This is a genomic window from Corynebacterium sp., assembly GCF_043426755.1.
In the GTDB taxonomy this organism is placed as follows: domain Bacteria; phylum Actinomycetota; class Actinomycetes; order Mycobacteriales; family Mycobacteriaceae; genus Corynebacterium.
Genome location: NZ_JBHWRP010000068.1, coordinates 14108 through 38645 on the forward strand (window position 1 = coordinate 14108; position 24538 = coordinate 38645).

Below are 24538 nucleotides of genomic sequence, written 5' to 3' on the forward strand. Positions count from 1 at the left end.
ACCCAAAATGAGGCACGTCAGGACCTATTCGGTGTTTTGGAACTCTAAAGTCGAGATCGACAATTCTGGTAACGGTAACGCTGCGATTTGCTGTGCTTCATCGGCAGAAACGCCGACCATGCGCAACATCGCACGCGCAAAAGTCGAATCAAGGCTCTGGTGGCTGTCCATGGTTAATCCTTTTTGGATAGTGCCGTAGAGGGCACCGAAAGCACAAACAACGGCAACGTCGATGTCATCAATCATCATTCGGCCTTCCTTCACACCCCGAGAGAGATCTCTATGCGCCCTCGGTCCGAAGGTAGACATGAGTGCAGGGTGAGCGGCACCCATGTTGACAAAGAACCAACCCCAAACACGTTCTGAAAGGGCGTAGCGCACTAAATACCGCAGGGAGGCAGACCATACCTCGGCAGGATCATGCAGGCGTGAGACGGACACATCGAGCGATTGTCCCACCTTTTCGAGGGATTCTTCAGCGGTTGTTTGAAAGATCTCCTCGCGGGAGGAGAAATGGTTGTAGAAGGTTCCAGTTCCCACGTCAGCCCCGGCGGTGATATCGGCAACTGTGGTGTCTGCGCCACCTTTTTCGGATAGCAAAGAATAGGCAGATTTAAGTAGTTTTGCTCGGGTTTCCGCGCGCCGTCGCGCTTGTCGATTGGGGGTGGAAGACATGAAATTACCATAATCCAAAAGCGCTGGAAGAAGGTGGCAGCGGGGGTGAAAGCAGAAAGTGAATCATTTTTCAGAAATGAACCATGTGTCATCATGTGTCCTACGTCATATGGCGTATGTCACCTAATAGGACGGGAGGGGTTTATGTCATACCAGGAATTTGATGCTGATGTCGCAATTGTCGGCGCCGGTCCAGTTGGAACCATGCTGGCTGTTCTGCTGGGACAACGGGGCCACAGGGCAATCGTTGTGGAGAAAAGGCCAAAGTTTTACGAGCGGCCACGGGCTGTCACTTTTGACCATGAAATTGCCCGAATTTTGGGCTACATAGGCATCGATGCTGATAATCATCCAGCCATCGAGCAGTACGACAGTTTGTACTACTGGAAGAATGCAGAAGGAAAAACGCTCATGGAGGTGGACTGGAACTCCATGACCGACTCTGGATTCCGTACTCGCTATTGGTTCTACCAGCCTGATCTAGAGCGTCATCTTCGTGAACTCGCCGGGTCTCTCGATGGTGTCGAGGTGCGTCAGGGTTGGGAGGTCGTAGGGTTTGAACAGGACGAAGAGTCGGCGACCATCACGGGAAGGCTCGAAAGTACTGGCGGTTCGGATACGATCCGCGCAAAATACGTTGTCGGAGCGGACGGTGCGAACAGCTTCATCCGCGAGCAGTTAGGTAGCTCTTATGATGACCAAGGATACTTCTTTGACTGGTTAATTTTAGATGTGATCCCAAACGAATTGGGGGACTGGAACCCAGCTCATTGGCAGCTATGTGACCCAAAACGCCCAACAACAATTGTGCCTGGTGGGCCGGGGCGTCGTCGTTGGGAGTTTCAAGTTCTGCCCGGCGAAGATTTAAAAGAGATCGCGAGCGTTGAGTCTGCTTGGAAGCTGCTTGAGCCGTGGGGGTTGACTCCAGAGAATGCCAAGCTGGAGCGGTCTGCTGTTTATCGCTTTCAAGCCGCTTCTGCAAACAAATGGCGTGAGAAAAGGGGCCTCATCGCAGGAGATGCTGCGCACCTCATGCCTCCTTTCGCCGGTGAGGGAATGTGTGCGGGGATGCGGGATGCTTTGGCCTTGGGATGGCGCCTCAACAGCATTCTTGATGGTACTGGCAATGAGACCTTGCTTGATACCTATGCGACGGAGCGTCGTGAGCACGTCAATTACTACATCGACTTCTCAATGATGCTCGGGAAGGTTATTTGTATCACTGACGAGCAAGAAGCGGCCGAACGAGACGCTCGCATGCTTAAGGAAATGGAAAACTACGACGGCACCCCCGTTGACACAGACGTTGCAACGCTCGGGCCAGGGTTGTGGATTGAACAATCACCTTTGGCAGGGGAACTGTCAGCGCAGGGCTTTGTCACTTCCAACGAACTCAAAGGTCGCTTTGATGATGTCGTAGGCCGTGGCTGGACCATTATCGGATGGAATGCTGATCCAAAACAGCTTGTCGCTGATTCCCTGCAAGTAGAACTCGAGCGTTTCGGATTCCGTTATATAGAACTGGGGCCTGATGGTGCTGGAACTAAATTTACAGACTCGGGAATTTTCACCCGTTGGTTTGAGACTAATGGCCACACTTTTGCAGTAATCAGGCCTGATTTCTACACGGCAGCTACTGCGACCACTGTCGATGGCCTAAATACCCATCTTGCCACCTTGCTTTCGAAGTTAACATCGCGAGCGTTTGCGTAGTCAGAAAGGAAATATCGCAATGAGTTTGAAGTTTAATCACGAAACACTCGGCCAACGCGTGCTGTTCGGAGCTGGTGAAGCGGCGAACAACCTGGAGAGCGAAGTCGAACGCCTTAGCGCGAAGAGAATAAACGCCTTAGCGCGAAGAGAATAATGGTCATTGCCGGCAAGCGGGAAATGGAGTTGGCAAGGAGCGTAGCATCACGGACTGAGGTGGCCCTTTTTCATGATGAAGTAGTCATGCATGTGCCCGTGGAAGTCGCAAATCGCGCGCGTAAATCCGCTATGGAAAACGAGATCGACCTCATCGTTTCAGTTGGAGGGGGATCTACCACAGGTACGGCGAAGGCGATCTCTCTGACGACCGGAATTCCTTCGATTGCTGTGCCAACAACATACGCGGGCAGCGAAGCCACAGACGTGTGGGGAATGACAGAGAATCAGGTCAAGAGCACTGGGTCGGATCTTAAAGTACTTCCAGTAAGCGTGATCTACGACTCTCAACTCACATTGAGCTTGCCGGTTGATATGTCTGTCGCCTCAGGACTCAATGGGATCGCACACTGTGTTGATTCAATGTGGGCTCCCCGCGCTGATCCAATCAACGCAGCGATGGCGGCTGAAGGTATTCGCGCACTGGCCGAGGGCTTACCACGAATTAGGGAAGATTCCACTGATATTTATGGGCGTGACTTGGCTCTTTATGGTGCGTACCTATCAGCGGTATCGTTTGCATCAGCGGGCTCTGGAATCCACCACAAAATCTGCCACATCTTGGGCGGTACATTCAATCTTCCGCATGCGCAGACGCATGCAACCGTGCTTCCGTATGTTCTAGCGTTCAACCTGACCGATGCTCCGGAAGCTGAACGGCGCATGGCAGCTGCGTTTAATTCGGAATCAGCACTTGATGGTTTACAGAATCTTCGTGAAGTACTGGATGCGCCAAAGTCACTGAAGGATTACGGATTTAGGGAAGACGGAATTCCAGAGACGGTAGCGCAGGCGTTGAAAAAATCCCAGCGTCGAACCCACGTGAAGTAACAGAAGAGAACTTGACCGATTTGTTAATCGCCGCACTTAACGGCGACGACCCGGCGCACCTCGTTCGGGCATAAAAGAAGGGAAATACGTGATGTCAAAAGATCAAATCTCCTCGGAACAGGTTGTAATTGAGCAAAAGCTTGTCGACGAAGTCGTGGCCTCGTTCGAGGAAACCCAGGATCCGCGGTTAAAGCACTTAATGCAGCGTCTGGTCGTCCACCTGCACGAGTACATCCGAGATGTACGTTTGACGGAAGAGGAGTGGAACTACGCAATTGATTTCCTGACGCGAGTCGGCCACATTACCGATGACAAGCGTCAGGAGTTTGTCCTACTTTCAGATACACTGGGCGCTTCCATGCAGACGATCGCGGTTAATAATGAGGCCTATAAAAATGCGACAGAGGCCACAGTATTTGGTCCCTTCTTCGTCGAAGATGCGCCAGAAATCGCCATTGGCGGAGATCTGTCGTTCGGTGCGAAAGGGCAGCCTGCTTGGATTGAGGGAACTGTTACCGACACCAATGGTCAACCCGTGCCTGGTGCCAGAATTGAAGCTTGGGAGTGCGATGAAGATGGATTGTACGATGTGCAGTATGACGATGACCGTACTAGTTGTCGTGCGCACCTTTTTACTGATGAGAACGGTTACTACGCTTTCTGGGGCCTAACACCAGTGCCGTATCCGATTCCGCATGACGGCCCTGTTGGCCAGATGCTGCAACAAGTGGGCCGATCGCCATTGCGGGCCGCTCACCTTCACTTTATGGTGACGGCTGAAAATTTGCGCACACTAGTGACCCACATCTTTGTCGAGGGGGATCCCCAAATCGAGGCAGGAGATTCGGTGTTCGGTGTGAAAGAGTCTCTAATTAAAAAGTTCGATGAGCAACCAGCGGGAACCCCTACACCGGATGGTCGAGAACTAGGAGAGCAGTCGTGGGCCAAGTGCCGCTTTGACATTGTTCTTGCTCCGGCAGATTTTTAGGTTACCTGGCTTATTCGTAACGAAGATTTGCCCGCGAGTGCGGCAACGAGCACATCGACAAGCCGCGCAACCTGGCCAAGTCTGTGACGGTGGAGTAGCGACACAGGGGCGTAGAGTACCCTTGCCCCTATGCTCGCAGCGCTGCAATTTGCTCTTATTGACTCGATCAACCTGCTTCTTATCGCGGTGGTCGTGGCTGTCGGCATCGCCACCCCCGCGATCCGGGGCAAGTACACGAAGATCACCAGCCTGCTGATTTTCGGCGACTGGCTGGGCGTGGCCGCCCTGTCGCTTCCGGTGCTTTTGCTGTTCGACCAGATCAGCGGGCAAATCCAGGCATTCTTGGACGGCCCGATCTTCGGCTGGATCCTCATCGCCGTCGGCCTGATCGTGGGCCTAATGTCGCTGAAGGGCGACGATAATTCGAAGCTTGTTGAGTTCATCATGGCTCCGCTGCGCAACGCTGGGCCGAAAACTGTGCTCATGGGTTTCGGCCTGGGCGTGATCCAGTCCGCCACATCAGCACCGTTCTACTTCGGTTTGGCGATTCTGGCCGCCGAGGAAGTGGCCTCCCGCTATATCTTCCTGTTGTTATACGCAACGGTGGCATTGAGCTTGCCGACGATCGTCGCCCTCCTTGTGTGGGTGGTGCGGCAAAAGCCGGAGTCGATCGTCGGAAAGCTGTTTGATAAAGCGCGGAATAACCCGCAGCGATTGTCCCTGATCGCGTCGTGGGCTGTGGCCCTGATGCTGATCGGGCTGGGCGTGGCCCACCTGGCTTAAACCCAGCTGACAATCCTGGTGTAAAACTAGAAGGCATGAGCTTGCTGTCCACCCGCATTGACCTGTCCGCCATCGCGCACAACACCCGCGTGCTCAAAGAGATGGTCGCGCCGGCGAAGCTGATGTGCGTGGTCAAAGCAGACGGCTACAACCATGGCAACCACCAGGTCGTGCCCGTGATGGAGGCTAATGGTGCCGATCGTTTCGGCGTGGCCACCATCGCCGAGGCCCGCGCGGTGCGTGAACTGACCGATAAGCCGGTGTTGGCGTGGATTTGGTCGCTTGACGACGAGGCCCCCGCCGACATCCAGCTGGGCGTGCCCACCCTGGGGCATCTGCGCAGGCTTGTCGACGATCCCACCGAGCGCACCGTTTACTTGATGGTGGATACGGGGATGAACCGCAGCGGGATCGATGAACAGGAGTGGTCCGAGGCCTTTGCACTCGCCGCCGGAGCTAGCCACCTGCACGTTGAGGGGCTGATGACGCACCTGGCCTGTGCCGACGAGCCCGCGGACCCTTTCACTGACGAACAGGCCGACACGTTCCGCCGCGCTATCGCCCAGGGACGTGCGGCAGGCCTTGAGCTGCCGACGAACCACCTGGCTAATTCGCCCGCGACACTCAGCCGTCCTGACCTGTACTTCGACCAGGTGCGGCCTGGTGTCGCGCTCTACGGTTTGGAGCCGATCGCAAACACCGGCCACGGCCTCAGACCCGCCATGACGTGGCGGGCCGAAGTCGCCGCCGTCAAACCGATCGCGAAGGGGGAGGGGACCAGCTACGGGCTGACGTGGCGCGCGCCCGACAACGGCTTCACCGCCGTAATCCCCGCAGGCTACGCGGACGGGGTGCCGCGTAACTGGCAAGACACCATCGAAGTGACCATCAACGGCAAGTCGTATCCGCAGGTGGGGCGCGTGTGCATGGACCAGTTCGTCATCTGGCTGGGCGCCCAGGAACCGGAGGTGCGCGTGGGCGATGAGGCCATCATCTTCGGCCCCGGCGGCATGAGCGCTACCACGCTTGCCGATCGCGCCGGGACCATCAACTATGAAGTCGTGTGCCGCCCCACAGGCCGCAACCAACGCGAATATATTCAGACCACACTCAAGGAGGCTTAAACCATGCGCGACACCTTCCCCTACGCGGGGCAGCAGCAGTGCGATGAGTTCACCGACACGCACGCGCTCGGTGAGCAGCTTGGTCGTGCGCTCGAGGCCGGCGACGTGGTCATCCTCGACGGCCCGCTGGGTGCAGGAAAAACCACGCTGACCCAAGGCATCGCCCGTGGAATGCAGGTCAAAGGCCGAGTCACCAGCCCCACCTTTGTGATCGCGCGTGAGCACACCAGCACCGTTGATGGGCCGAATCTGATCCACATGGACGCCTACCGGCTGATCGACGAGTCCGGCTCCGGCGACCCGCTCGGCGAATTAGACGCGCTGGATCTCGACTCTGCTCTCGACGATTCCGTGGTGGTCGCCGAATGGGGCGGGGGCCTCGTCGAAAAGCTGAAGCAAGATTATCTACTGGTCACCCTTGATCGTGAGACACTGGTACGTGAAGACCCTGAATCAGAGGGTCGCATAATTTCGTGGAGGATGCACCATGCCGGCTAACACCCCAACCACATTCGACTGGGGCGAGGACTACGCCAAGTTCCGTCCCACCTACCCCGACGAGCTGCCCGGGTTGCTCGCCGGGCTTGTCGACGACACCGGCCGCGCCCTCGACGTCGGGTGCGGTACCGGGCAGCTGACAGAGATGCTCACGGAATCCTTCGACACCGTGGTGGGTATGGATATCTCCGCTTCCCAGGTGAGTGCTGCCAAGGGGGAGGCGCACTACATGGTGGCGGAGGCCTCACAGGTGCCGCTGGCTGAAAAGTCCATCAACCTGGTGACGGCGGCGCAGTCCGCCCACTGGATCGACGTGGACGAGTTCTATGCGGAAGCGCGACGCGTGGCGGCACCAGGGGCTGCCATTGCACTGGTGAGCTACGGGCTGTGCATGATCGACGAACCCGAGGTGGACCGCATCTACCAAGAGTTTTATCAGGGCGAGTTCCACAAGTTCTGGGATGCGCGCCGCGTGCACGTGGAAACGGGGCTGCGGAACCTGCCCTTCCCGTTCGAGAAAATCGATGTGGAGTGCCCGGACATCATCAAGACGATGGGCGTGGAAGACTTCTTAAGCTACATCGGTACCTGGTCGGCGTCGAAGAGTGCTCAGGCGCAAGGTTCCGGTGATCTCCTCGATGAGCTGGGCGACAACTTGCGCTACATGTGGGGCAATAGACAACTGGATGTGCGCTGGCCGGTTGCTGTTCGGGCCGGTGTACTGGGACAATAGTCCCTATGCTGGACTATTTAGCGACCAATCCTCTTTTAGCGCTTGCGCTTATCCTCGCGGTCGGTCTGGCACTGGGCAAGATCCGTATTTTTGGGATTTCACTCGGTGCCGCGGCCGTGCTTTTCGTGGCACTGGGCCTTGCCACCGCTAATCCGGAGATCCAGCTGCCGCCCCTGCTCTACCAGCTGGGGTTGGCGATGTTCGTTTACGTCATCGGCCTATCCGCCGGCCCCGTATTCTTCCGCGAGTTCGCCACCCGCGGGTGGAAGCTGACGCTATTCATGATCGTCTTGCTGGTGGTGCTGGTCGGCCTGGGCTGGGCACTGATCAAGGGCTTCGACCTGAACGCTGTGACTGGTGCCGGCATGTTTGCCGGTGCGCTCAGCTCCACGCCGGGTATGGCGGCGATCGTCGAGATGGTGCCAGACGCACAGTCGCAGGCACCGGTGGTGGGGTATTCATTGGCCTACCCAGGCGCGGTGATCGGCGCGATCCTCGTCGCCGCCATCGGCGCGGCCGTTCTGAAGGTGGACCACCACAAGGACGCTGCGGACGAAGGCATGGTCAGCGCGCCCTTGCAGTGGCGGGGCGTGGAGATCGGCGAGGGCATCCGGGGGCGTGTCGACGAGCTGCGCGCGTTGAGCGGGCAGGACGTGATCGCCACCAGGATTGAGCGCGCGCCGGGTGACCACGTGTTGGCCCACCCGCATGATGTGATTCGGCCGGGGATGCGCCTGCTGCTCAACGGCACCGACGATGCTCTGAATTCCGCGATTGCGGTGCTGGGCAGGCCTTATGACATCAAGATCGAAGACACGGGCATGATCTTCCAGGAGTACACCGTGTCTTCCAGTGAGGTGGCCGGTCGCCGCATCCGCGATATCGATCCGCTCTCGCGCGGTTTTCTCATCGCGCGTGTGCGCCGCGGCGACTCGGACTTCGTGCCGACCTCCTCGACGGTCCTGAACTACTCAGACCGCATCCGCGTGATCACAGCCCCCGGCAGGGTAGAAGAGGTCCGGGAGTGCGTGGGTGACTCGGAAAAGGCGCTGGGCAATGTGGACCTGCTGCCTTTCGCGCTGGGCCTCTCACTGGGCTTGCTGCTGGGTGCCATTCCTCTTCCTTTGCCGGGCGGGACCACGCTCACCCTTGGGTTTGGTGGCGGCCCGATTGTGGCCGGCCTGATCCTGGGTGCGATCAACCGCACCGGCCCGATTCATTGGCAGCTTCCGTTCCACGCCAACAAGACGATTTCAACGCTTGGCCTGGCCTTGTTCTTGGCGGGCGTGGGCACGTCGGCCGGCGCCGGTTTCCGTCAGGCGTTGACGGACCCTTCGTCGCTTGCCTATATGGGCGTGGGTTTCGTGATCACGGTGTTCTCCGCGGTGGTCATCGGTCTTGTCGGCGTGTGGCTGTTCCGCTTGAAGTGGGATGAGGCGATGGGCGTGTCCGCAGGCATGACGACGAATCCTGCCGTGATTACCTACTTGAATACGCAGACGGGTACTGATCTTGCGGACCGCGGTTATGCCACCGTGTATCCCACCACCATGATCGGCAAGATTGTTGCCAGCCAGGTCTTATTCTTGCTGCTGGTCTAGCTGGCGGTAGTATCGTGGCTATGAATCTCAGGAGCAAGGACAAAGGTTGGTTTGGCATCGTTATCGCGCTGTGGGTGATCGTGCTCGTCGCACTGATCTTCCTGGTGCCGAAGGGCAATGCCACCAGCGCGCCGACGAATTCCCTGCAGCAGGCCTTGGCGGATGCGGATGAACCCAGCGGCGCTGTCGACGGTCATGTGATCAACATGTCTGCAATCTACGGTGAAGGCTTGTACTACACCACGGTCTGTAACCAGGAGCCGGAACAGTTAGTGGAGCAGAAGCTGGGTTCGCGCATGGATGAGGTCACCCTCGATGGCGAACATGACTACGTGGTGATTTATGACGAGAGTATCGAAACGGACATTCAGACTGGTGAGCTGAACCCGATCCACGTCGACGCAGTTTCTACCGACGTAGTTGACCTGTGCAGCATCATCAATGACCAGTTCGCACCGACCGAAGCTTCGATGCCGTTCCACAAGGACCAGGGCGTGTGGCGCCTGGGAGTCCGCCAGTAATGTGGGTCTTGGCCCTCGATACAGCCACGCCTGATCTTGTCGTCGGGGTGCACCACACCGCCACCGGTGAGACCTTCGAGCAGGTGCACGAGGACACTCGCCACCACAATGAGCAGTTGGTCCCCACCGTGCAGGACGTGCTGCGACGCGCCGGGATCGAGTTCGCTGACCTTGGTGCGATCGTCGTCGGTTGCGGCCCCGGCCCCTTCACCGGACTGCGCGTAGGCATGGCCACCGCCAGCGCCTTCGGGCAGGCCTTGGGGATTCCCGTTCACGGCGTGGTCACCCATGATGCGATTGCTCAGCAGTGCGATGGTCCGCGCACGCTCGTAGTCACTGATGCCCGCCGCCGCGAGATCTATTGGGCGCTTTACGACGAAGGCGTGCGGATCTCCGGCCCCGACGTGGTGGCACCGGCAGACCTGGCCATCGATGGGGCGGTGGATACCATCGCCGCACCCGACCACCTTGTTGACGCATTGCCACTGGCTGCCACCGATGTGCGGCATGTCGGCCCGACGGTGAAGTCCTTGGTCGCCGCAGCAGACCTCGACGCCGACCCTGAGCCGCTGGTGCCGCTTTACCTGCGCCGACCCGACGCGAAAGAGCCGGCCCCGAAACCGAAGTCGCCCGCGATTCCAGAGGTAGAGCTGTGATTCTGCGTGAACTGCGCGCCCCTGACGCCACGCGTGTGGCGGAGATTGAAGCTGTTCTTTTCGCCGGTGATAGCCCCTGGAGCCGGGATATTTTCCTCGTCGAATTCGCTCACCCCCATACTTTTTATGTGGGTGCTTTCGACGAGGACGGTGATGTGATGGGCTACGCGGGGCTGGCCAAGTTGGGGCCGAACGATGATCCTGAGTTCGAAGTCCACACCATCGGCGTTGCCCCGGAGCACCAGCGTGCTGGCGTAGGGCGCGTGCTGATGGAGCAGCTCACCCACGCGGCCGACATGTATGACGGCGAGATCTTCCTCGAAGTCCGCACCGATAATGCAGCTGCCATCGCGTTGTATGAGGCCTTTGATTTCTATCAGATCAGCGTGCGGAGGAACTATTACAAACCGTCCGGTGCCGATGCGTACACGATGAAACGGCCCGCCCTAAGCGAAAGGAATAACGCATGATCATCCTTGGTATTGAGTCATCGTGCGACGAGACCGGCGTGGGCATTATTGAGCTTCACGACGATGGCTCCATGCACATCAAAGCCGATGCCGTGGCCTCCTCTATGCAGGAGCATGCCCGCTTCGGTGGTGTGGTTCCGGAGATCGCCTCGCGCGCCCACCTGGAGGCGATGCCTCAGGTGATGGAGCAGGCGTTGCGGGAGGCGGGCGTCGATAAGCCCGATGCGGTGGCTGCGACGGTGGGGCCGGGCTTGGCTGGCGCGCTGCTTGTGGGCGCTTCGGCTGCTAAGGCCTACGCGGCGGCGTGGGGTGTGCCGTTCTATGGTGTGAACCACTTGGGCGGGCATGTGGCTGTGGCCAAACTGGATGGGGCGGAGGAGCTGCCGCATTCGGTGGCGCTGCTCGTTTCGGGCGGGCACACCCAGTTGCTGGAGGTAGAGGCGGTGGGCAAACCGATGAAGGAGCTCGGTTCCACACTGGATGACGCTGCCGGCGAGGCCTATGACAAGGTGTCCCGCCTGCTCGGGCTGGGGTACCCGGGCGGGCCGGTCGTCGATAAGCTTGCGCAACGTGGCAACCCTCAAGCGATTAAGTTCCCGCGCGGACTCTCGCGTCCGCAGGATCTGCGTGGACCGCATCGTCACGATTTCTCCTTCTCTGGGGTGAAGACGTCGGTTGCGCGTTACGTCGAGCGCGCGGAACGTGAGGGCGAGGTGATCTCAGTGGAAGATGTGTGCGCCTCATTCCAGGAGGCCGTGGCGGACGTGCTCACCGCTAAATCCATGCGGGCCTGCGAGGATACCGGGGCGCGGACGTTGCTTCTGGGCGGGGGAGTGGCGGCGAACTCGCGTCTGCGGGAGTTGGCGCAGGAGCGTTGCGACGAGCGCGGCATCGAATTGCGGGTTCCACCGTTTGCCCTGTGCACTGACAATGGCGTGATGATCGCCGCGTTAGCAGCGCAATTAATTCATGAGGGTGCCCCCGAATCGGAACTGTCGGTGGGGACAAATACGTCTTTGGCAGTGGAAGTACCCCTAGTTGTCGCCTAATAGTCACGTATTGTTCATGTTGCCTGCGTACTTTCATGGGCATGACTATTGGATTTCTTGTCAACCCTGACCTGACCTACCGCGTCATCGAATTCGATCTTGAAGACGCGAACCAGTTCCTCGGTGGCACCATGCAGGACCGTGTTGCCGTCGCCTTCCAGGAAGACGGCGCACTGTACGCGGCGCTGTACTCCCCAGAGGCGAAGGAGTGCCGTGCTGAGCCGAACCCTGTGGCATCACTCGCACGCAACACCGCGGCCACCGGTAACCCGTCGTTCTTGACGGACCCGACTGCCGCGATTTCCGGCCCTGTGATCTTTGTCGACGCTGAAGGCGAGGATAATATTGATGCAGTGATCGAGCCGGTGAAGAATAGTATCCGTGCGGTACGTAATTACCGCGAGGATAATGAGGAGGACTACCGCCTCTGGCGCGCTGCCGTGCTGAATCTGGGCACGCTGCAGGACTAGGGCGCGCCAAGTGCGCCCCCAATGTTGAGACTTAGCACTCTCGTAGGTAAAGTGCTAATCAGGTTGTTTGGAACACAGTTGTTCACCCGCGACGACGGCTGTGCCGGTCACAACCAACCAGCACAAGAACACACACTGATGTGAAAGGTTTCAACATGGCAAACGTCAACATTAAGCCGCTCGAGGACAAGGTCCTGGTTCAGATCGTCGAAGCAGAGACCACCACTGCGTCCGGTCTGGTTATCCCTGACTCCGCTCAGGAGAAGCCACAGGAAGCAACTGTTATTGCAGTCGGCCCAGGCCGCACCGACGACAAGGGCAATAAGACCCCAGTCGACGTCAAGGAAGGCGACACCGTCATCTTCTCCAAGTACGGTGGCACCGAGCTGAAGTACGACGGTGAAGAGTACCTCCTGCTTTCGGCTCGCGACCTGCTCGCGATCGTCGAAAAGTAAGAGGTAGACCCACATGGCAAAACTTTTAGCATTCGACCAAGAAGCTCGCGAGGGCATTCAACGGGGCGTCGACCAGCTGGCGGACACCGTCAAGGTCACCCTCGGACCTAAGGGCCGCAATGTGGTCCTGTCCAAGGCCTTCGGTGGCCCGACCGTGACCAACGATGGCGTGACCATTGCCCGCGAGATCGATATCGAGGACCCATTCGAGAATCTTGGCGCCCAGCTTGTGAAGTCTGTGGCGGTCAAGACCAACGACATCGCCGGTGACGGCACCACCACCGCAACGCTGCTGGCGCAAGCGCTGGTCAGCGAAGGCCTGCGCAACGTGGCTGCAGGTTCCAACCCGGTGGCGCTGAATAAGGGCATCCAGGCGGCGACCGAGAAGGTCGTCGAGGAGTTGGAGGCACGCGCAACAGAGGTCTCCTCCAAGGAAGAGATCGCCAACGTTGCAACCGTGTCCTCCCGCGACAAGGTTGTCGGCGAGATGGTCTCCGGCGCAATGGAGAAGGTGGGCAAGGACGGTGTTTTGACCGTCGAGGAATCCCAGTCCATCGAGTCCTACGTGGATGTGACCGAGGGCATCTCCTTCGAGAAGGGCTACCTGTCCCCATACTTCATGACCGACCCTGAGTCCGGTCAAGCAGTTCTGGATGATCCTGCTGTGCTGCTCGTGCGCAACAAGATTTCTTCCCTGCCGGACTTCCTCCCACTGCTGGAAAAGGTCGTAGGCGCGAACCGTCCGCTGCTGATCATCGCTGAGGACGTTGAGGGTGAGCCACTGCAGACCCTCGTGGTCAACTCCATCCGCAAGGCACTGAACGTCGTTGCTGTGAAGGCACCGTATTTCGGTGAGCGTCGCAAGGCGTTCATGGATGACTTGGCGGTAGTGACCAAGGCGACCGTGATCGACCCAGAAGTGGGCGTCAACCTGAAGGACGCGGATCTGGACGTGTTGGGCTCCGCCCGCCGTGTGACCGTGACCAAGGATGACACCGTGATCGTCGACGGCGCCGGCTCTGCTGAGGACGTGGAAGCACGCCGCGAGCAGATCCGCCGCGAGATCGAGAACACTGACTCCACCTGGGACAAGGAAAAGGCTGAGGAGCGCTTGGCCAAGCTGTCCGGAGGTGTGGCAGTGATCCACGTCGGTGCAGCCACCGAGACCGAGGTCAACGAGCGCAAGCTGCGCGTGGAAGACGCCATCAACGCTGCACGCGCAGCGGTCCAGGAAGGCATCATCGCGGGCGGTGGCTCGGCGCTGGTGCAGATCGCCAAGACCTTGCGCGAGTACGCGGAAGAGTTCGAAGGTGAGCAGAAGGTAGGCGTTCTGGCAGTCGCACGCGCACTGTCCAAGCCAGCATTCTGGATCGCCGAGAACGCCGGACTTGATGGCGCAGTCGTCGTCGCTAAGACCGAGGACCTGCCCAATGGTGAAGGCTTCAACGCCGCAACCATGGAGTACGGCAACCTGATCGAGCAGGGCATCATTGACCCTGTGAAGGTGACCCACTCCGCTGTGGTGAACGCTTCGTCGGTCGCACGCATGGTGCTGACCACTGAGGCCTCCGTTGTGGAAAAGCCTGCTGACCCAGAGGCTCCGGCCGCTGGTGCACACGGCCACCACCACTAGATTCGAAGCAGGAAACGCTAACTCCCGCCACCCAGTACTTGGGGTGGCGGGAGTTCTTCGTCGTGAAGTGAAAAGTTACTTCGCTGTTGCCGTGACGGTCCGCTTCACGCGCTGCTTGCGTGGGCGGCGGGTGCGCAGCAGGTTCTGGCGCTCGGACTCGCTCATGCCACCCCAGATGCCGTAGGGCTCAGCGACTTGGAGGGCGTGCGCGCGGCACTGCTGCAGCACGGGGCAGGTGTAGCAAATCGCCTTCGCGCGGTTTTCGCGCTGGGTGCGGGCGCGGCCACGTTCGCCATCAGGATGGTAGAAGACCTCGGAGGCCTCCCCGCGACATGCACCATGCAACTGCCAATCCCAGAAATCTGCGTTAGGTCCTGGGAGCTGCTGCGGCTGAGACATGATTGAAACTCCTTCAAAGTGCCAATGAGACAACGTGTAAAACAAGCTGTGTGCAGGCTGTCACGCTGCGGTACGTAGAGAAGTGTGGTACCCAATAGTTAACAGCTGGTTGACGAAGGGTGACTTTTGTCTAGATGAGACTGTTTCGTCGCGGGAAAACACGTGGTGAGCTGCCACTTTGGCGAAGGTTAAAGCTAGGTGAATTCTTTTCACGCTTTAAGGAAAGTGAGCTCTAGAGTGAATGAGGAGCGTTCAAGTCTGTAAGAACGGCCAAAGTCTGTACACTCATTACCCAGTTCTAGGAATCGATTGGCAAAAGTGACAAGGAAAGCTGTGGCCGAACAAGACACGGACGTGCAGCTAGCGGAATTAGTGCCGCTAGCTGCTGCTGGTGATCGCCGCGCGCTCCAGAGCGTGATCCGGATCGTTTACCCAATGGTGTTGCGCTACTGCCGCGCCCGCATCGGTGGCGGGCGCACCCCCACGGCGGAAGACACTGCTCAAGAGGTGTGTCTGGCGGTCTCGCAGTCTGTGGATAGGTACGTGGACCGGGGCAAGCCGTTTATGGCATTCGTCTACGGCATTGCGTTTAACAAAGTGGCGGATGCGCATCGGTCAATGGCGCGTGACAAGTCGAATCCCACCGAAGAAGTTCCAGATAGCACGCATGAGGGCGAAACCCCTGAAGAATACGCGCTGGTCAGCGACGGTAGTAACAGAGTGCGCAATTTACTCGATTCATTAAGTGACAAGGCCCGCGACATTATCATCCTGAGGGTGTTCGTTGGGCTTTCTGCAGAGGAGACAGCTGAGGCCGTGGGAAGCACGGCGGGAGCTGTGCGTGTGGCCCAGCACAGGGCACTCGCGTCTTTGCGTAAACAGTTGGAGCAAGGAGAAGAGGCGTAGATTATGACACGTCAAGGAGAAGGCGAGGAACGGGCGGATATCACCGCTCAATTGCAGCCGCTTGTCGACGACGATGCATTCCTCACCTCTCTGTCAGAGGGGGTGGACCCGTCTGAAGGGGCTGACGAATTAGCCACCCTGTTTTTAGAACTGCGTGAAGACGTCGAGAAGCAGATGCCTCCAGCTCCCGTCATCGAGGGGGCTGACGAAGAGCCTGCAGTCATTTCTTTGGGTGCGCGGCGGAGGCGCCGTGGAGCTAATCCCTGGGTCGCAGGTCTGATCGGGGCCGCGGCAGCAACCGTGGTTGTGGCAGGTTCCGGGGCGGCACTATATAACGCCGCCCCTGGCTCGCCACTGTGGGGCGCTTCGACGGCCGTCTTCGGTGACCGCACCGCAGTTGTGGAGCTTGCCGGGACGCTGGATGATATGCAGGTCGCCGCAGATAATGGCGATATCGAAGGGACGCGTGCGCTGCTTGAACAGGCGCGTTCGCTAGTCGATGCGCTTCAGGATCCTTCAGACAAGTCGCAGACTTCTTCCCGCCCAACCCCGCGCCCAACGGCCACTGTCACCCACACCGAGACGGTGGAACCGGAACCGGCACCTGCCGAACGTGAAGATGAGCCGGAGGGCCCAGTCACGGTGACAGAGACAGCTCCTGCCCCGGGAGCTGGTGAACAGCCTGCCCGTGAGACCGTCACGGTAACTCAGACCCAAGTTGCTACCGTAACCGTGCAAGCCCCGGCTCGCCAGAACCCAATTCCTGCAGAGTCGCAGGCGCCGAGCGATGATGGGGGAGAGTCGGTAGATTCTAGCGCACAGCAAGGGCCGGACGCCCAGGTGGCCAGACCGCAGAACTACTAGTTAGCGGGCCTCGAGGCCATCGAGGTACCCCAGCGCATAGTCCCAGGGGACATAGGCGTTGGGGTTTGGTTCCATGACGGGTTCGTGGACGGGTGGAACTTCTCCGGCCAGGGAAGTCACCATGTTGGTTTCCATGATTTCCCAGTCATAGAAGTGGAGCATGTCGCAGTCCTCGCACAGGAAGTAGATTCCCAGAATGCCGCGAGGGCGCAGCACGCGTTGGCAGTCACGCACATACTCGAGGTCCTGGATCAATGCGACGCGCTCTTCGTCGGAAAGCGGTTCTATGTGCTCCTCCTCCAGAAACGATGCGGGATCGTTGGGGTCGTCGGCGAAAGGATCGCGGGGCATCATCGATTCGAAATTCACACTGGTCACCCTATTGTCAGATGTGGGCTTGGGCAATTCTGATTATTTCTGATTATTGTTCATACCCTACGTCACCCGCAGCATGCTCTGGCTAGGAATGTTGGTGACATAGGCATTATGATGTGTAGAAATTCAATTGTAGGTGTGCGCGAAGGAGTTCTACACGTCATGTCCGATGATCATGTATTTACTGGCGGAGACGATCCCACCAAGATTGCCCTCCGCGGCCTGACTTTTGATGATGTGCTCCTGCTGCCGGCAGAGTCCCACATCGTGCCCGGAGAAGTGAACACGTCGGCGCAGTTCACCCGCGAACTGCGTCTGGGGATGCCGATTGCATCTGCTGCAATGGACACCGTCACGGAGGCGCGCATGGCCATCGCGATGGCGCGCCAGGGTGGTATCGGCGTGCTGCACCGCAACCTGTCCTCGGAGGAGCAGGCCGAGCAGGTGGACATTGTGAAGCGTTCCGAGTCCGGCATGGTGACCGATCCAGTTACCGCGCGCCCAGACATGACCTTGTACGAGGTTGATGAGCTGTGCGCGCGTTTTCGTATCTCCGGTCTGCCTGTGATCGAAGGCGATGGTGAACTGGTAGGCATCATCACCAACCGCGATATGCGCTTTGAGCGTGACTTTGACCGCAAGGTCTCCGAGGTCATGACCAAGATGCCGCTGGTGGTGGCGAAGGATGGCGTGGCGAAGGCTGAGGCGCTTGAGCTATTGAGCGCGAACAAGGTGGAAAAGCTGCCGATCGTCGATGATGCCGGCAAGCTGACCGGCCTGATCACGGTGAAGGACTTCGTGAAGACTGAGCAGTACCCGAACGCCTCCAAGGATGACAGTGGTCGACTGCTGGTTGCCGCCGGTATCGGTACCGGTGAGGACTCCTACAACCGCGCTGGCATGCTTGTCGACGCCGGGGTGGATGCGTTGGTCGTCGACTCCGCTCACGCACACAACAACCGCGTGCTGGAGATGGTGGAGCGTGTGAAGAAGGACTTCGGCGCCCAGGCTCAGATCATTGGCGGCAACCTGGCTACGCGCGAGGCAGCCCAGGCCATGGTTGAAGCTGGCGCAGATGCCATCAAGGTGGGCATCGGCCCTGGCTCCATCTGCACCACCCGCGTTGTGGCAGGTGTGGGGGCCCCACAGATCACCTCAATTTTGGAGGCGTCCGTTCCGGCACGCAAGGCTGGCGTGCCGATCATCGCGGATGGTGGCATGCAGCACTCTGGCGACGTGGCAAAGGCGATCGCAGCCGGCGCATCCACCGTGATGCTGGGCTCCATGCTGGCCGGCACTGCCGAGGCGCCGGGCGACATCGTCGTCGTCGGGGGCAAGCAGTACAAGCGTTACCGTGGCATGGGATCGATGGGTGCGATGCAGGGACGTGGCCTGTCGGGTGAGAAGCGTTCCTACTCCAAGGACCGCTACTTCCAAGCCGACGTGACCAGCGAGGACAAGCTGGTGCCGGAAGGCATTGAGGGCCGCGTTCCTTACCGTGGTGAGCTGGACACGATTACCCACCAGATCATTGGTGGTCTGCGCGCCGCGATGGGTTACACCGGTTCTGCCTCCATCGAGGAGTTGCAGACGAAGAAGTTCGTGCAGATCACTGCGGCCGGCCTACGTGAATCCCACCCGCATGACATTCAGCAGACCGTGGAGGCCCCGAACTACCGCGGTTAGAAACGACTTGTGTTGTGGCTTATTCCACGGCTTATTCCGCGGGGCGTGTGAGCGCACCGTAGAATAAGCACCATGCGTGAGTACGTAGAAATCGGAATCGGGCGCGAAGCCCGTAAAACCTACCACCTGGGTCAGGTCGCTTTAGTCCCGTCGCGGCGGACGCGTTCGTCGAAGGACGTCGACACCACGTGGAATATTGATGCTTATTCCTTCCGCCTGCCCATCGTGGCTCACCCCACCGATGCGGTTGTCAGCCCGGAGTTTGCCATCGAGATGGACAAGCAAGGCGGCCTCGCGGTGCTCAACGCGGAGGGTCTGTATGGCCGGCACGCCGATGTGGATGCGGCGCTAGCCCGCGTCATCGGCGCTGCCGGTGGTGTGGATGACATCTTCCTGCCTGAAGGCGGCTCCTACCCGGCGGCAACGCGGGTGCTACAGGAGTTGCACGCAGCTCCTGTGGACCATGAGCTGTTGGCAGAGCGGATCGCCCAGATCCGTGATTCCGGCGCCACCGTCGCTGTGCGCGTCAGCCCGCAGAATGCCCGTGAGCTAGCGCCCGTTGTGGCTAAAGCCGGGGCAGAGATCATTTTCATCCAGGGCACCCTCATTTCTGCAGAGCACGTCAGCCAGGGTGGCGAGCCACTGAACTTGAAGGAGTTCATCGGTTCCCTCGAAGTGCCCATCGTCGCTGGTGGCGTGACCAATTACTCCACTGCACTGCACCTGATGCGCTCGGGTGCCGCTGGTGTGATCGTCGGCTCTGGCGAGACCACCTCCGATGCTGCACTGGGCATTTCCATGCCGATGGGCACAGCAATCGCGGATGCAGCGGCCGCTCGTCGCGAGTACCTCGACGAGACCGGTGGGCGCTACGTGCACATCATCGCCGACGGTGAGATCGACCAGTCCGGTGATATCGCCCGAGCCATCGCCTGTGGCGCGGACGCCGTGATGCTGGGTGCTCCTTTGGCTCATGCATCTGAGGCAGCGGGCCAGGGTGTGTTCTGGCAGTCGTCGGCAGGCCACCCGCGTTTCCCACGCGGCCTGATCATGCGCGAAGCCGACGAGGCCGACCGCGAATCCCTCGAGGTAGTGCTGCACGGCCCATCCGCTGATGCGTTTGGCACAAAGAATCTGATTGGTGGACTGAAGCGTTCCATGGCGAAGTGCGGGTACACCGATGTGAAGAGTTTCCAAAAGGTGGAGCTGGCGCTGCGCTAAGTGCGCGCTGGTTATTTCACGGCGGTTCGGTGCGTGCACTAAGCTTTGGGGCGTGAATACACCAAATCCACGCCCAGTACTCGTCGTTGATTTCGGCGCCCAGTACGCTCAGCTGATCGCACGCCGTGTGCGTGAAGCTCGGATGTACTCCGAAGTCATTCCGCATACCGCCACCGCGGCAGAGGTGAAGGAAAAGAACCCTGTCGCGCTCGTGCTTTCTGGGGGCCCTGCCTCCGTGCACGAGGAAGGCGCCCCGCAGCTTGACCCAGAGATCTTGGAGCTGGGCCTGCCGGTGTTCGGCATTTGCTATGGCTTCCAGACGATGACCCGCGCGCTCGGGGGCACGGTGGAGAAGACCGGCCAGCGTGAATATGGTCGGACAAGCTTAACGACGAAGGGTGGCGTTCTTCACGACGGGCTGCTGCAGGAACATCCTGTGTGGATGAGCCATGGTGATTCTGTGACCGAGGCCCCGGAAGGCTTCGAGGTCACCGCCTCGACCCCGGGCGCTCCCGTGGCAGCGTTCGAAAACGTGGAGCGGAAGATGGCGGGTGTGCAGTACCACCCTGAGGTGATGCATTCGCCCCATGGCCAGGAGGTGCTCACCCGTTTCCTGACTGAGATCGCTGGTCTGAGCCAGGAGTGGACCGCCGCTAATATCGCGGAGCAGCTGATTGCTCAGGTGCGTGAGCAGATCGGGCCGGAGGGCAAGGCGATTTGTGGCCTGTCCGGTGGTGTTGATTCCGCTGTCGCTGCCGCAATTGTGCAGCGCGCGATCGGCGACCGCCTGACCTGTGTGTTCGTCGACCATGGCCTGCTGCGCCAGGGTGAGCGTGAGCAGGTGGAAAATGATTATGTCAAGGCGACCGACGTGCGCCTGGTCACCATGGATGAGCGTCAGGCGTTCTTGGACAAGCTGGCCGGAGTGACTGAGCCGGAAGCGAAGCGCAAGGCGATTGGTGCAGAGTTCATCCGTGCTTTCGAGCGTGCCGTCGCCGGTGTGCTGGAAGGCGAGCAGGTGGATTACCTGGTGCAGGGCACCTTGTACCCGGACGTTGTGGAGTCCGGCGGGGGATCCGGCACCGCGAATATTAAGAGCCACCACAACGTGGGCGGTCTGCCCGACGATGTGGAGTTTGAGCTGGTCGAGCCTCTGCGTTTGCTGTTTAAGGATGAGGTTCGCGCGGTGGGCCGCGAGCTTGGCCTGCCTGAGGTGATCGTCAACCGTCAGCCTTTCCCAGGCCCGGGCTTGGGCATCCGCATTATTGGTGAGGTCACGGAGGACCGTCTTGAGATTCTGCGCAAGGCCGACGCGATCGCTCGCGAGGAGCTGACCCGCGCTGGTCTTGACGACACGATCTGGCAGTGCCCTGTAGTGCTGCTCGCTGATGTCCGCTCCGTGGGTGTCCAGGGCGATGGCCGCACCTACGGCCACCCGATTGTCTTGCGCCCGGTGACCTCCGAGGACGCCATGACCGCCGATTGGGTCCGTGTTCCTTATGAGACCTTGGAGCTGATTTCCACCCGGATCACTAATGAGGTGGATGATGTGAACCGAGTGGTGCTGGACATTACGTCCAAGCCGCCGGGAACCATCGAGTGGGAATAGCCCCCGGCACGGGTGTTTAGCGCACCCAGACCTCGCCGATGGCGTGGCGTACTTCAACGGTGAGTTTCCCGCCGGTGGCCTCGGGGTTGTAGATGCCCTTTGAGGAGGTCGCGTCGCCATCGATCGGGGCGTCGCCACAGTGGGTGTCGCCCATGCGTGAGTAGCAGGTGATCTCGGTGTGCGTTTCTGCAGGCGGGATGATGTTGACTGTCCCGACGCCGCGTTCGATCAGGACCTGGTGGTCGTCGTTAAGCGCCGGCATTTCAGAGAGATCGAGGGTGACTTCGCCGATCACGTTGGTCATCCCGAGCGTGTCGAGCTGAGCCTCCTCGGTAACGGTTACTGTAGTGTCGCCCACGTTAAATTCGTTGTTGGCGAATGCCGTTGTGGTCACGCTGACTACGACGGCGGCGACCGCAAGCAGTCCCACCACCCATCCCGTGCCCTTGCGCTTTTTGGTGGGTTCGGGCTCCGGCTGGCGGTAGTCAGGTATGTCCCAGAGCTGTGGGCTGGTGCCCAGGGGGTCCCATTCGGGCGGGGTGGTGCGGCCGACGCTGGGGTGCGGGTAGCCTTCGACGGGGCTTAACGACGAGAAGTCGGGCTGGGTGGCAGCCTCGGGGGATTCCGTCGGTGTTTCCTGCTCCGGTTCTGCGAGCAAACCTTCGGGTGGGGTGGGGGTGCGCAGGTGCAGGAAGTAAATGAGGGCGCTGACGGCCGCTAAGGTCAGTAGTCCGGAGGCGGAGCTGAGATCGATTCCTACGCCGCCGACCAGGCCAAGGCCGAGGATCGTGCTGACGACCAGGAGGAGATAGCCGGTATCGCGATCATTCTTTTCCGGGTCGCTCAAGGTGGCCTTGTCGGCGTTGATGCAGTCCCAGGGCGATTTGCTCATGCCAAAGCGTGGCATGAGCAGCATGAGGATGAGGTAGGCGACCAGCGAGCCGCCCCAAGCGAAGAATAAAACGACGAAGACGATGCGCAGCAGAGTGGGGTCGATGCGGTAGCGGGCGCCCAAGCCCTCGCAGACGCCGGCGAAGTAGGCGTTGCCGCCTTGGGATTTGGGGATGCGTGGTGCGCGTGTGGCCCAGATGTCGTTGAGGGTGTCGTTGAAAGTGCTCATGCTTTTAGTGTGGTTGCTGGTGGTGCTTTTTTGAATCGGGATCTGCCCTGAACTTTGATTTCAGGGTTTCCCCCGATCCTTTCTTGGGGGCGTCATGGAAGAATCAGCTCTATGAGTGATCGTCGCCCCTATGCCTCGATGGACCCCATTATGGTGTACCCACGTTATACGCGCGCCAAGAACGGGCGCGTGCTTGCCGGTGTGTGCGCGGGCCTTGCCCAGCATCTGGGTGTGGATGTGAACTGGGTGCGCGTGGGTTTTGCCGCGGCGGCGTTCGTCTCTGGGATCGGCGCATGGGCTTACGCTCTTGCGTGGATGTTCTCGCAGCAGAGCGCGCGTGACGACGAGGTCCCCGGCGCTGGGCGCTGGACTGGGACGACGAACTGGTTGCTCATTGGGGTGGGTGTGCTCGGTGCCTTCATGCTTCCTGGTGCTTTTTCGGGTGTCAGTGCCGTGGTGCTGGTGGCGCTCGGGATTGTTGCTGTGGGTGCGGTGCTGGCGTGGCAGTCCTTCGATAGCGGGCACTGGTCGGTGGGAAATCGGATCGCTCTGATTGCGGGCGTGGCGCTGGTGTTCATTGGTGTGCTGGCCATGGTGGCGTTGTGGGAAGACGGTGGTTTTGGTGGCGCGGTGGCTTCGGTGTCCATCACGCTGCTTGGGGTGGGCGTGTTGATCGTGCCGCTGGTGATGCGCTTGACGAATTCGTTGATGCAAGCCAGGGAACAGGAGGCGGTGGCTACCCAGCGCACGGAGATTGCCTCGCGTTTGCATGACTCGGTGTTGCAGACGCTGGCGCTGATCCAGAAGCGGGCAGACAGTCCCGAAGCGGTGGCGCGCTTGGCGCGCGGCCAGGAGCGGGAGCTGCGGGCCTGGCTCTTTGATGCGGAGGAGAAGCAGTCCACGACAGTCTTCGCCGCGTTGAACAAGGCCGCCGGTGAGGTGGAGGACCTCGTCGGCATGCGCATCAGCGTGGTCACAGTAGGGGAGGATGTGGCCTTTTCTACCAGCACCGAGCCGTTGGTGTTGGCTGCGCGGGAGGCCATGGTGAATGCGGGCAAACATGCCGGGGTGGACCAGTTGGACGTGTATGCGGAGAACCTGGCAGGGGAGATGAGTGTGTTTGTGCGTGATCGTGGGCCGGGTTTTGATCTGGATGAGATCCCGGAGGGCCGCCATGGGGTGCGTGATTCCATCGTCGGCAGGATGGAGCGTGCCGGGGGATCGTCGTCGATACGCACAAGCGAGAATGGAACCGAAATTATGGTGAGTTTGCCGGTACTGTCATGACTATGGTGAAGGTTTTCTTGGTGGACGACCACTCTGTATTTCGTGCGGGCGTGCGTGCGGAGCTGACGGGCAAGGTGGAGATCGTCGGCGATGCGGGCACAGTGGCGGAGGCCGTGCGCGGCATTGAGGGATCGTCACCTGACGTAGTGCTTCTCGATGTGCACATGCCCGATGGCGGGGGCCGTGCCGTGATCAAGAACGCGCAGACGGATGCGAAGTTTCTGGCGCTGTCAGTCTCTGATGCTGCGGAGGATGTGATCGCGTTGATTCGGGCTGGTGCGCGCGGGTATGTGACCAAGAATATTGATGGCGCGGAGCTAGCCGAAGCGGTGGGGCGTGTGCACGGCGGGGATGCGTACTTCTCGCCGCGGTTGGCGGGCTTTGTGCTGGACGCTTTTGCGTCGGCGGGCACGGTGGAGGACCCGGAGGGGGAGCCGGAGAAGATCGAGGACCCGGTGGTGGACGCACTGACGCGCCGCGAGCTGGAGGTGTTGCGCCTGCTCGCGCGTGGCTATACGTACAGGGAGATCGGGGAGGAACTGTTTATCTCTATCAAGACGGTGGAGACGCACGCCTCGAATATCTTGCGCAAGACGCAGATGTCTAACCGCCACCAGCTCACACGCTGGGCGGCCGACCGGGATCTGGACTAGGAGCT

At 59.8% G+C, this 24538-nt stretch carries 25 protein-coding genes and 1 pseudogene; 22 read left to right on the plus strand and 4 right to left on the minus strand.

The features are described from left to right. Positions 1-24: 24 nt before the first annotated feature. Positions 25-675, minus strand: coding sequence for a TetR/AcrR family transcriptional regulator (locus ACHFGA_RS06350; protein ID WP_394281568.1), 651 nt, complete (start codon positions 673-675; stop codon positions 25-27). A gap of 144 nt (positions 676-819) precedes the next feature. Here ACHFGA_RS06350 and ACHFGA_RS06355 point away from each other — a divergent pair, with 144 nt between their 5' ends. From ACHFGA_RS06355 to groL, 15 genes and pseudogenes are all read left to right on the plus strand, one after another. Further along, positions 820-2388: a bifunctional 3-(3-hydroxy-phenyl)propionate/3-hydroxycinnamic acid hydroxylase gene (locus ACHFGA_RS06355; protein WP_394281569.1), complete on the plus strand. Its 1569-nt coding sequence runs from the start codon at positions 820-822 to the stop codon at positions 2386-2388. 19 nt (positions 2389-2407) lie between these two features. Next, positions 2408-3506 (plus strand): annotated as a pseudogene (locus ACHFGA_RS06360) (maleylacetate reductase). 17 nt (positions 3507-3523) lie between these two features. Further along, a complete protein-coding gene (locus ACHFGA_RS06365; RefSeq protein ID WP_394281570.1) occupies positions 3524-4420 on the plus strand; it encodes a dioxygenase in 897 nt (298 codons plus the stop codon). A gap of 129 nt (positions 4421-4549) precedes the next feature. Then, the gene (locus tag ACHFGA_RS06370) at positions 4550-5203 is read left to right on the plus strand and encodes a hypothetical protein (protein WP_394281571.1); all 654 of its coding nucleotides are present in this window, start codon (positions 4550-4552) and stop codon (positions 5201-5203) included. A gap of 35 nt (positions 5204-5238) precedes the next feature. After that, positions 5239-6327, plus strand: a complete 1089-nt coding sequence (gene alr, locus ACHFGA_RS06375) for an alanine racemase (RefSeq protein ID WP_394281572.1) — start codon at positions 5239-5241, stop codon at positions 6325-6327. A gap of 3 nt (positions 6328-6330) precedes the next feature. Beyond that, complete coding sequence (tsaE, locus tag ACHFGA_RS06380) at positions 6331-6825, plus strand: tRNA (adenosine(37)-N6)-threonylcarbamoyltransferase complex ATPase subunit type 1 TsaE (protein ID WP_394281573.1); 495 nt, start codon at positions 6331-6333, stop codon at positions 6823-6825. Next, positions 6815-7558, plus strand: coding sequence for a class I SAM-dependent methyltransferase (locus tag ACHFGA_RS06385; protein ID WP_394281574.1), 744 nt, complete (start codon positions 6815-6817; stop codon positions 7556-7558). The genes tsaE and ACHFGA_RS06385 overlap by 11 nt, the downstream gene beginning before the upstream one ends. A 5-nt stretch (positions 7559-7563) precedes the next feature. After that, positions 7564-9159: an aspartate:alanine exchanger family transporter gene (locus ACHFGA_RS06390; RefSeq protein WP_394281575.1), complete on the plus strand. Its 1596-nt coding sequence runs from the start codon at positions 7564-7566 to the stop codon at positions 9157-9159. A gap of 20 nt (positions 9160-9179) precedes the next feature. Beyond that, positions 9180-9680 (plus strand): hypothetical protein, encoded by a 501-nt coding sequence (locus tag ACHFGA_RS06395; RefSeq protein ID WP_394281576.1) that lies wholly within the window; start codon positions 9180-9182, stop codon positions 9678-9680. Further along, positions 9680-10336 carry a tRNA (adenosine(37)-N6)-threonylcarbamoyltransferase complex dimerization subunit type 1 TsaB gene (tsaB, locus tag ACHFGA_RS06400; RefSeq protein ID WP_394281577.1) on the plus strand — a complete coding sequence of 219 codons (657 nt, stop codon included), beginning with the start codon at positions 9680-9682 and terminating at the stop codon, positions 10334-10336. The genes ACHFGA_RS06395 and tsaB overlap by 1 nt, the downstream gene beginning before the upstream one ends. After that, positions 10333-10806, plus strand: coding sequence for a ribosomal protein S18-alanine N-acetyltransferase (gene rimI, locus ACHFGA_RS06405; RefSeq protein WP_394281578.1), 474 nt, complete (start codon positions 10333-10335; stop codon positions 10804-10806). Before tsaB ends, rimI begins: the two co-directional genes overlap by 4 nt. Beyond that, positions 10803-11855 (plus strand): tRNA (adenosine(37)-N6)-threonylcarbamoyltransferase complex transferase subunit TsaD, encoded by a 1053-nt coding sequence (gene tsaD, locus ACHFGA_RS06410; protein WP_394281579.1) that lies wholly within the window; start codon positions 10803-10805, stop codon positions 11853-11855. Before rimI ends, tsaD begins: the two co-directional genes overlap by 4 nt. 41 nt (positions 11856-11896) lie before the next feature. Then, on the plus strand, positions 11897-12325 hold the full coding sequence (locus tag ACHFGA_RS06415; protein ID WP_394281580.1) for a hypothetical protein: 429 nt from the start codon (positions 11897-11899) through the stop codon (positions 12323-12325). A 155-nt stretch (positions 12326-12480) separates the two neighbouring features. Next, on the plus strand, positions 12481-12780 hold the full coding sequence (groES, locus tag ACHFGA_RS06420; RefSeq protein ID WP_018582538.1) for a co-chaperone GroES: 300 nt from the start codon (positions 12481-12483) through the stop codon (positions 12778-12780). A gap of 13 nt (positions 12781-12793) precedes the next feature. Then, positions 12794-14413, plus strand: coding sequence for a chaperonin GroEL (gene groL / locus ACHFGA_RS06425; RefSeq protein ID WP_394281581.1), 1620 nt, complete (start codon positions 12794-12796; stop codon positions 14411-14413). A 75-nt stretch (positions 14414-14488) separates the two neighbouring features. Here the strand turns inward: groL and ACHFGA_RS06430 are convergent, their stop codons facing one another. Further along, on the minus strand, positions 14489-14812 hold the full coding sequence (locus tag ACHFGA_RS06430) for a WhiB family transcriptional regulator (RefSeq protein WP_394281582.1): 324 nt from the start codon (positions 14810-14812) through the stop codon (positions 14489-14491). Between the two features lie 318 nt (positions 14813-15130). Between ACHFGA_RS06430 and ACHFGA_RS06435 the strand changes: the two genes are divergently transcribed. Continuing rightward, a complete protein-coding gene (locus ACHFGA_RS06435) occupies positions 15131-15718 on the plus strand; it encodes a sigma-70 family RNA polymerase sigma factor (protein ID WP_394281583.1) in 588 nt (195 codons plus the stop codon). Positions 15719-15721: 3 nt separating this feature from the next. Then, complete coding sequence (locus ACHFGA_RS06440; RefSeq protein WP_394281584.1) at positions 15722-16582, plus strand: hypothetical protein; 861 nt, start codon at positions 15722-15724, stop codon at positions 16580-16582. On the opposite strand, the gene ACHFGA_RS06445 is transcribed toward ACHFGA_RS06440, so the two are convergent. Further along, positions 16583-16951 carry a DUF5319 domain-containing protein gene (locus ACHFGA_RS06445; RefSeq protein ID WP_394281585.1) on the minus strand — a complete coding sequence of 123 codons (369 nt, stop codon included), beginning with the start codon at positions 16949-16951 and terminating at the stop codon, positions 16583-16585. It lies immediately after the preceding gene. A 168-nt stretch (positions 16952-17119) separates the two neighbouring features. Here ACHFGA_RS06445 and guaB point away from each other — a divergent pair, with 168 nt between their 5' ends. The 3 genes from guaB to guaA all read left to right on the plus strand — a co-directional run bounded on the left by guaB (position 17120) and on the right by guaA (position 21473). Beyond that, positions 17120-18643: an IMP dehydrogenase gene (gene guaB, locus ACHFGA_RS06450; protein WP_394281586.1), complete on the plus strand. Its 1524-nt coding sequence runs from the start codon at positions 17120-17122 to the stop codon at positions 18641-18643. 72 nt (positions 18644-18715) lie between these two features. After that, the gene (locus tag ACHFGA_RS06455; RefSeq protein WP_394281587.1) at positions 18716-19864 is read left to right on the plus strand and encodes a GuaB3 family IMP dehydrogenase-related protein; all 1149 of its coding nucleotides are present in this window, start codon (positions 18716-18718) and stop codon (positions 19862-19864) included. Between the two features lie 52 nt (positions 19865-19916). Further along, entirely contained in the window at positions 19917-21473 is a 1557-nt protein-coding gene (guaA, locus tag ACHFGA_RS06460) for a glutamine-hydrolyzing GMP synthase (protein WP_394281588.1), read from the plus strand. Positions 21474-21489: 16 nt separating this feature from the next. Here the strand turns inward: guaA and ACHFGA_RS06465 are convergent, their stop codons facing one another. Further along, the gene (locus tag ACHFGA_RS06465) at positions 21490-22593 is read right to left on the minus strand and encodes a PspC domain-containing protein (protein ID WP_394281589.1); all 1104 of its coding nucleotides are present in this window, start codon (positions 22591-22593) and stop codon (positions 21490-21492) included. A gap of 111 nt (positions 22594-22704) precedes the next feature. Between ACHFGA_RS06465 and ACHFGA_RS06470 the strand changes: the two genes are divergently transcribed. Continuing rightward, positions 22705-23880, plus strand: a complete 1176-nt coding sequence (locus ACHFGA_RS06470) for a PspC domain-containing protein (RefSeq protein WP_394281590.1) — start codon at positions 22705-22707, stop codon at positions 23878-23880. A 2-nt stretch (positions 23881-23882) separates the two neighbouring features. Next, positions 23883-24533 (plus strand): LuxR C-terminal-related transcriptional regulator, encoded by a 651-nt coding sequence (locus ACHFGA_RS06475; protein WP_394281591.1) that lies wholly within the window; start codon positions 23883-23885, stop codon positions 24531-24533. The last annotated feature ends 5 nt before the right edge of the window (positions 24534-24538 follow it).

Coding starts and splice junctions, on each gene's coding strand:
- groL (WP_394281581.1), top strand. CDS start 12,794: ATGGCAAAACTTTTAGCATTCGACCAAGAAGCTCGCGAGGGCATTCAA.
- ACHFGA_RS06390 (WP_394281575.1), top strand. CDS start 7,564: ATGCTGGACTATTTAGCGACCAATCCTCTTTTAGCGCTTGCGCTTATC.
- alr (WP_394281572.1), top strand. CDS start 5,239: ATGAGCTTGCTGTCCACCCGCATTGACCTGTCCGCCATCGCGCACAAC.
- tsaE (WP_394281573.1), top strand. CDS start 6,331: ATGCGCGACACCTTCCCCTACGCGGGGCAGCAGCAGTGCGATGAGTTC.
- tsaD (WP_394281579.1), top strand. CDS start 10,803: ATGATCATCCTTGGTATTGAGTCATCGTGCGACGAGACCGGCGTGGGC.
- guaB (WP_394281586.1), top strand. CDS start 17,120: ATGTCCGATGATCATGTATTTACTGGCGGAGACGATCCCACCAAGATT.
- ACHFGA_RS06465 (WP_394281589.1), bottom strand. CDS start 22,593: ATGAGCACTTTCAACGACACCCTCAACGACATCTGGGCCACACGCGCA.
- tsaB (WP_394281577.1), top strand. CDS start 9,680: ATGTGGGTCTTGGCCCTCGATACAGCCACGCCTGATCTTGTCGTCGGG.
- ACHFGA_RS06430 (WP_394281582.1), bottom strand. CDS start 14,812: ATGTCTCAGCCGCAGCAGCTCCCAGGACCTAACGCAGATTTCTGGGAT.
- ACHFGA_RS06455 (WP_394281587.1), top strand. CDS start 18,716: ATGCGTGAGTACGTAGAAATCGGAATCGGGCGCGAAGCCCGTAAAACC.
- ACHFGA_RS06355 (WP_394281569.1), top strand. CDS start 820: ATGTCATACCAGGAATTTGATGCTGATGTCGCAATTGTCGGCGCCGGT.
- ACHFGA_RS06440 (WP_394281584.1), top strand. CDS start 15,722: ATGACACGTCAAGGAGAAGGCGAGGAACGGGCGGATATCACCGCTCAA.
- ACHFGA_RS06370 (WP_394281571.1), top strand. CDS start 4,550: ATGCTCGCAGCGCTGCAATTTGCTCTTATTGACTCGATCAACCTGCTT.
- ACHFGA_RS06475 (WP_394281591.1), top strand. CDS start 23,883: ATGGTGAAGGTTTTCTTGGTGGACGACCACTCTGTATTTCGTGCGGGC.
- ACHFGA_RS06365 (WP_394281570.1), top strand. CDS start 3,524: ATGTCAAAAGATCAAATCTCCTCGGAACAGGTTGTAATTGAGCAAAAG.
- ACHFGA_RS06350 (WP_394281568.1), bottom strand. CDS start 675: ATGTCTTCCACCCCCAATCGACAAGCGCGACGGCGCGCGGAAACCCGA.
- ACHFGA_RS06415 (WP_394281580.1), top strand. CDS start 11,897: ATGACTATTGGATTTCTTGTCAACCCTGACCTGACCTACCGCGTCATC.
- ACHFGA_RS06385 (WP_394281574.1), top strand. CDS start 6,815: ATGCCGGCTAACACCCCAACCACATTCGACTGGGGCGAGGACTACGCC.
- ACHFGA_RS06470 (WP_394281590.1), top strand. CDS start 22,705: ATGAGTGATCGTCGCCCCTATGCCTCGATGGACCCCATTATGGTGTAC.
- groES (WP_018582538.1), top strand. CDS start 12,481: ATGGCAAACGTCAACATTAAGCCGCTCGAGGACAAGGTCCTGGTTCAG.
- ACHFGA_RS06395 (WP_394281576.1), top strand. CDS start 9,180: ATGAATCTCAGGAGCAAGGACAAAGGTTGGTTTGGCATCGTTATCGCG.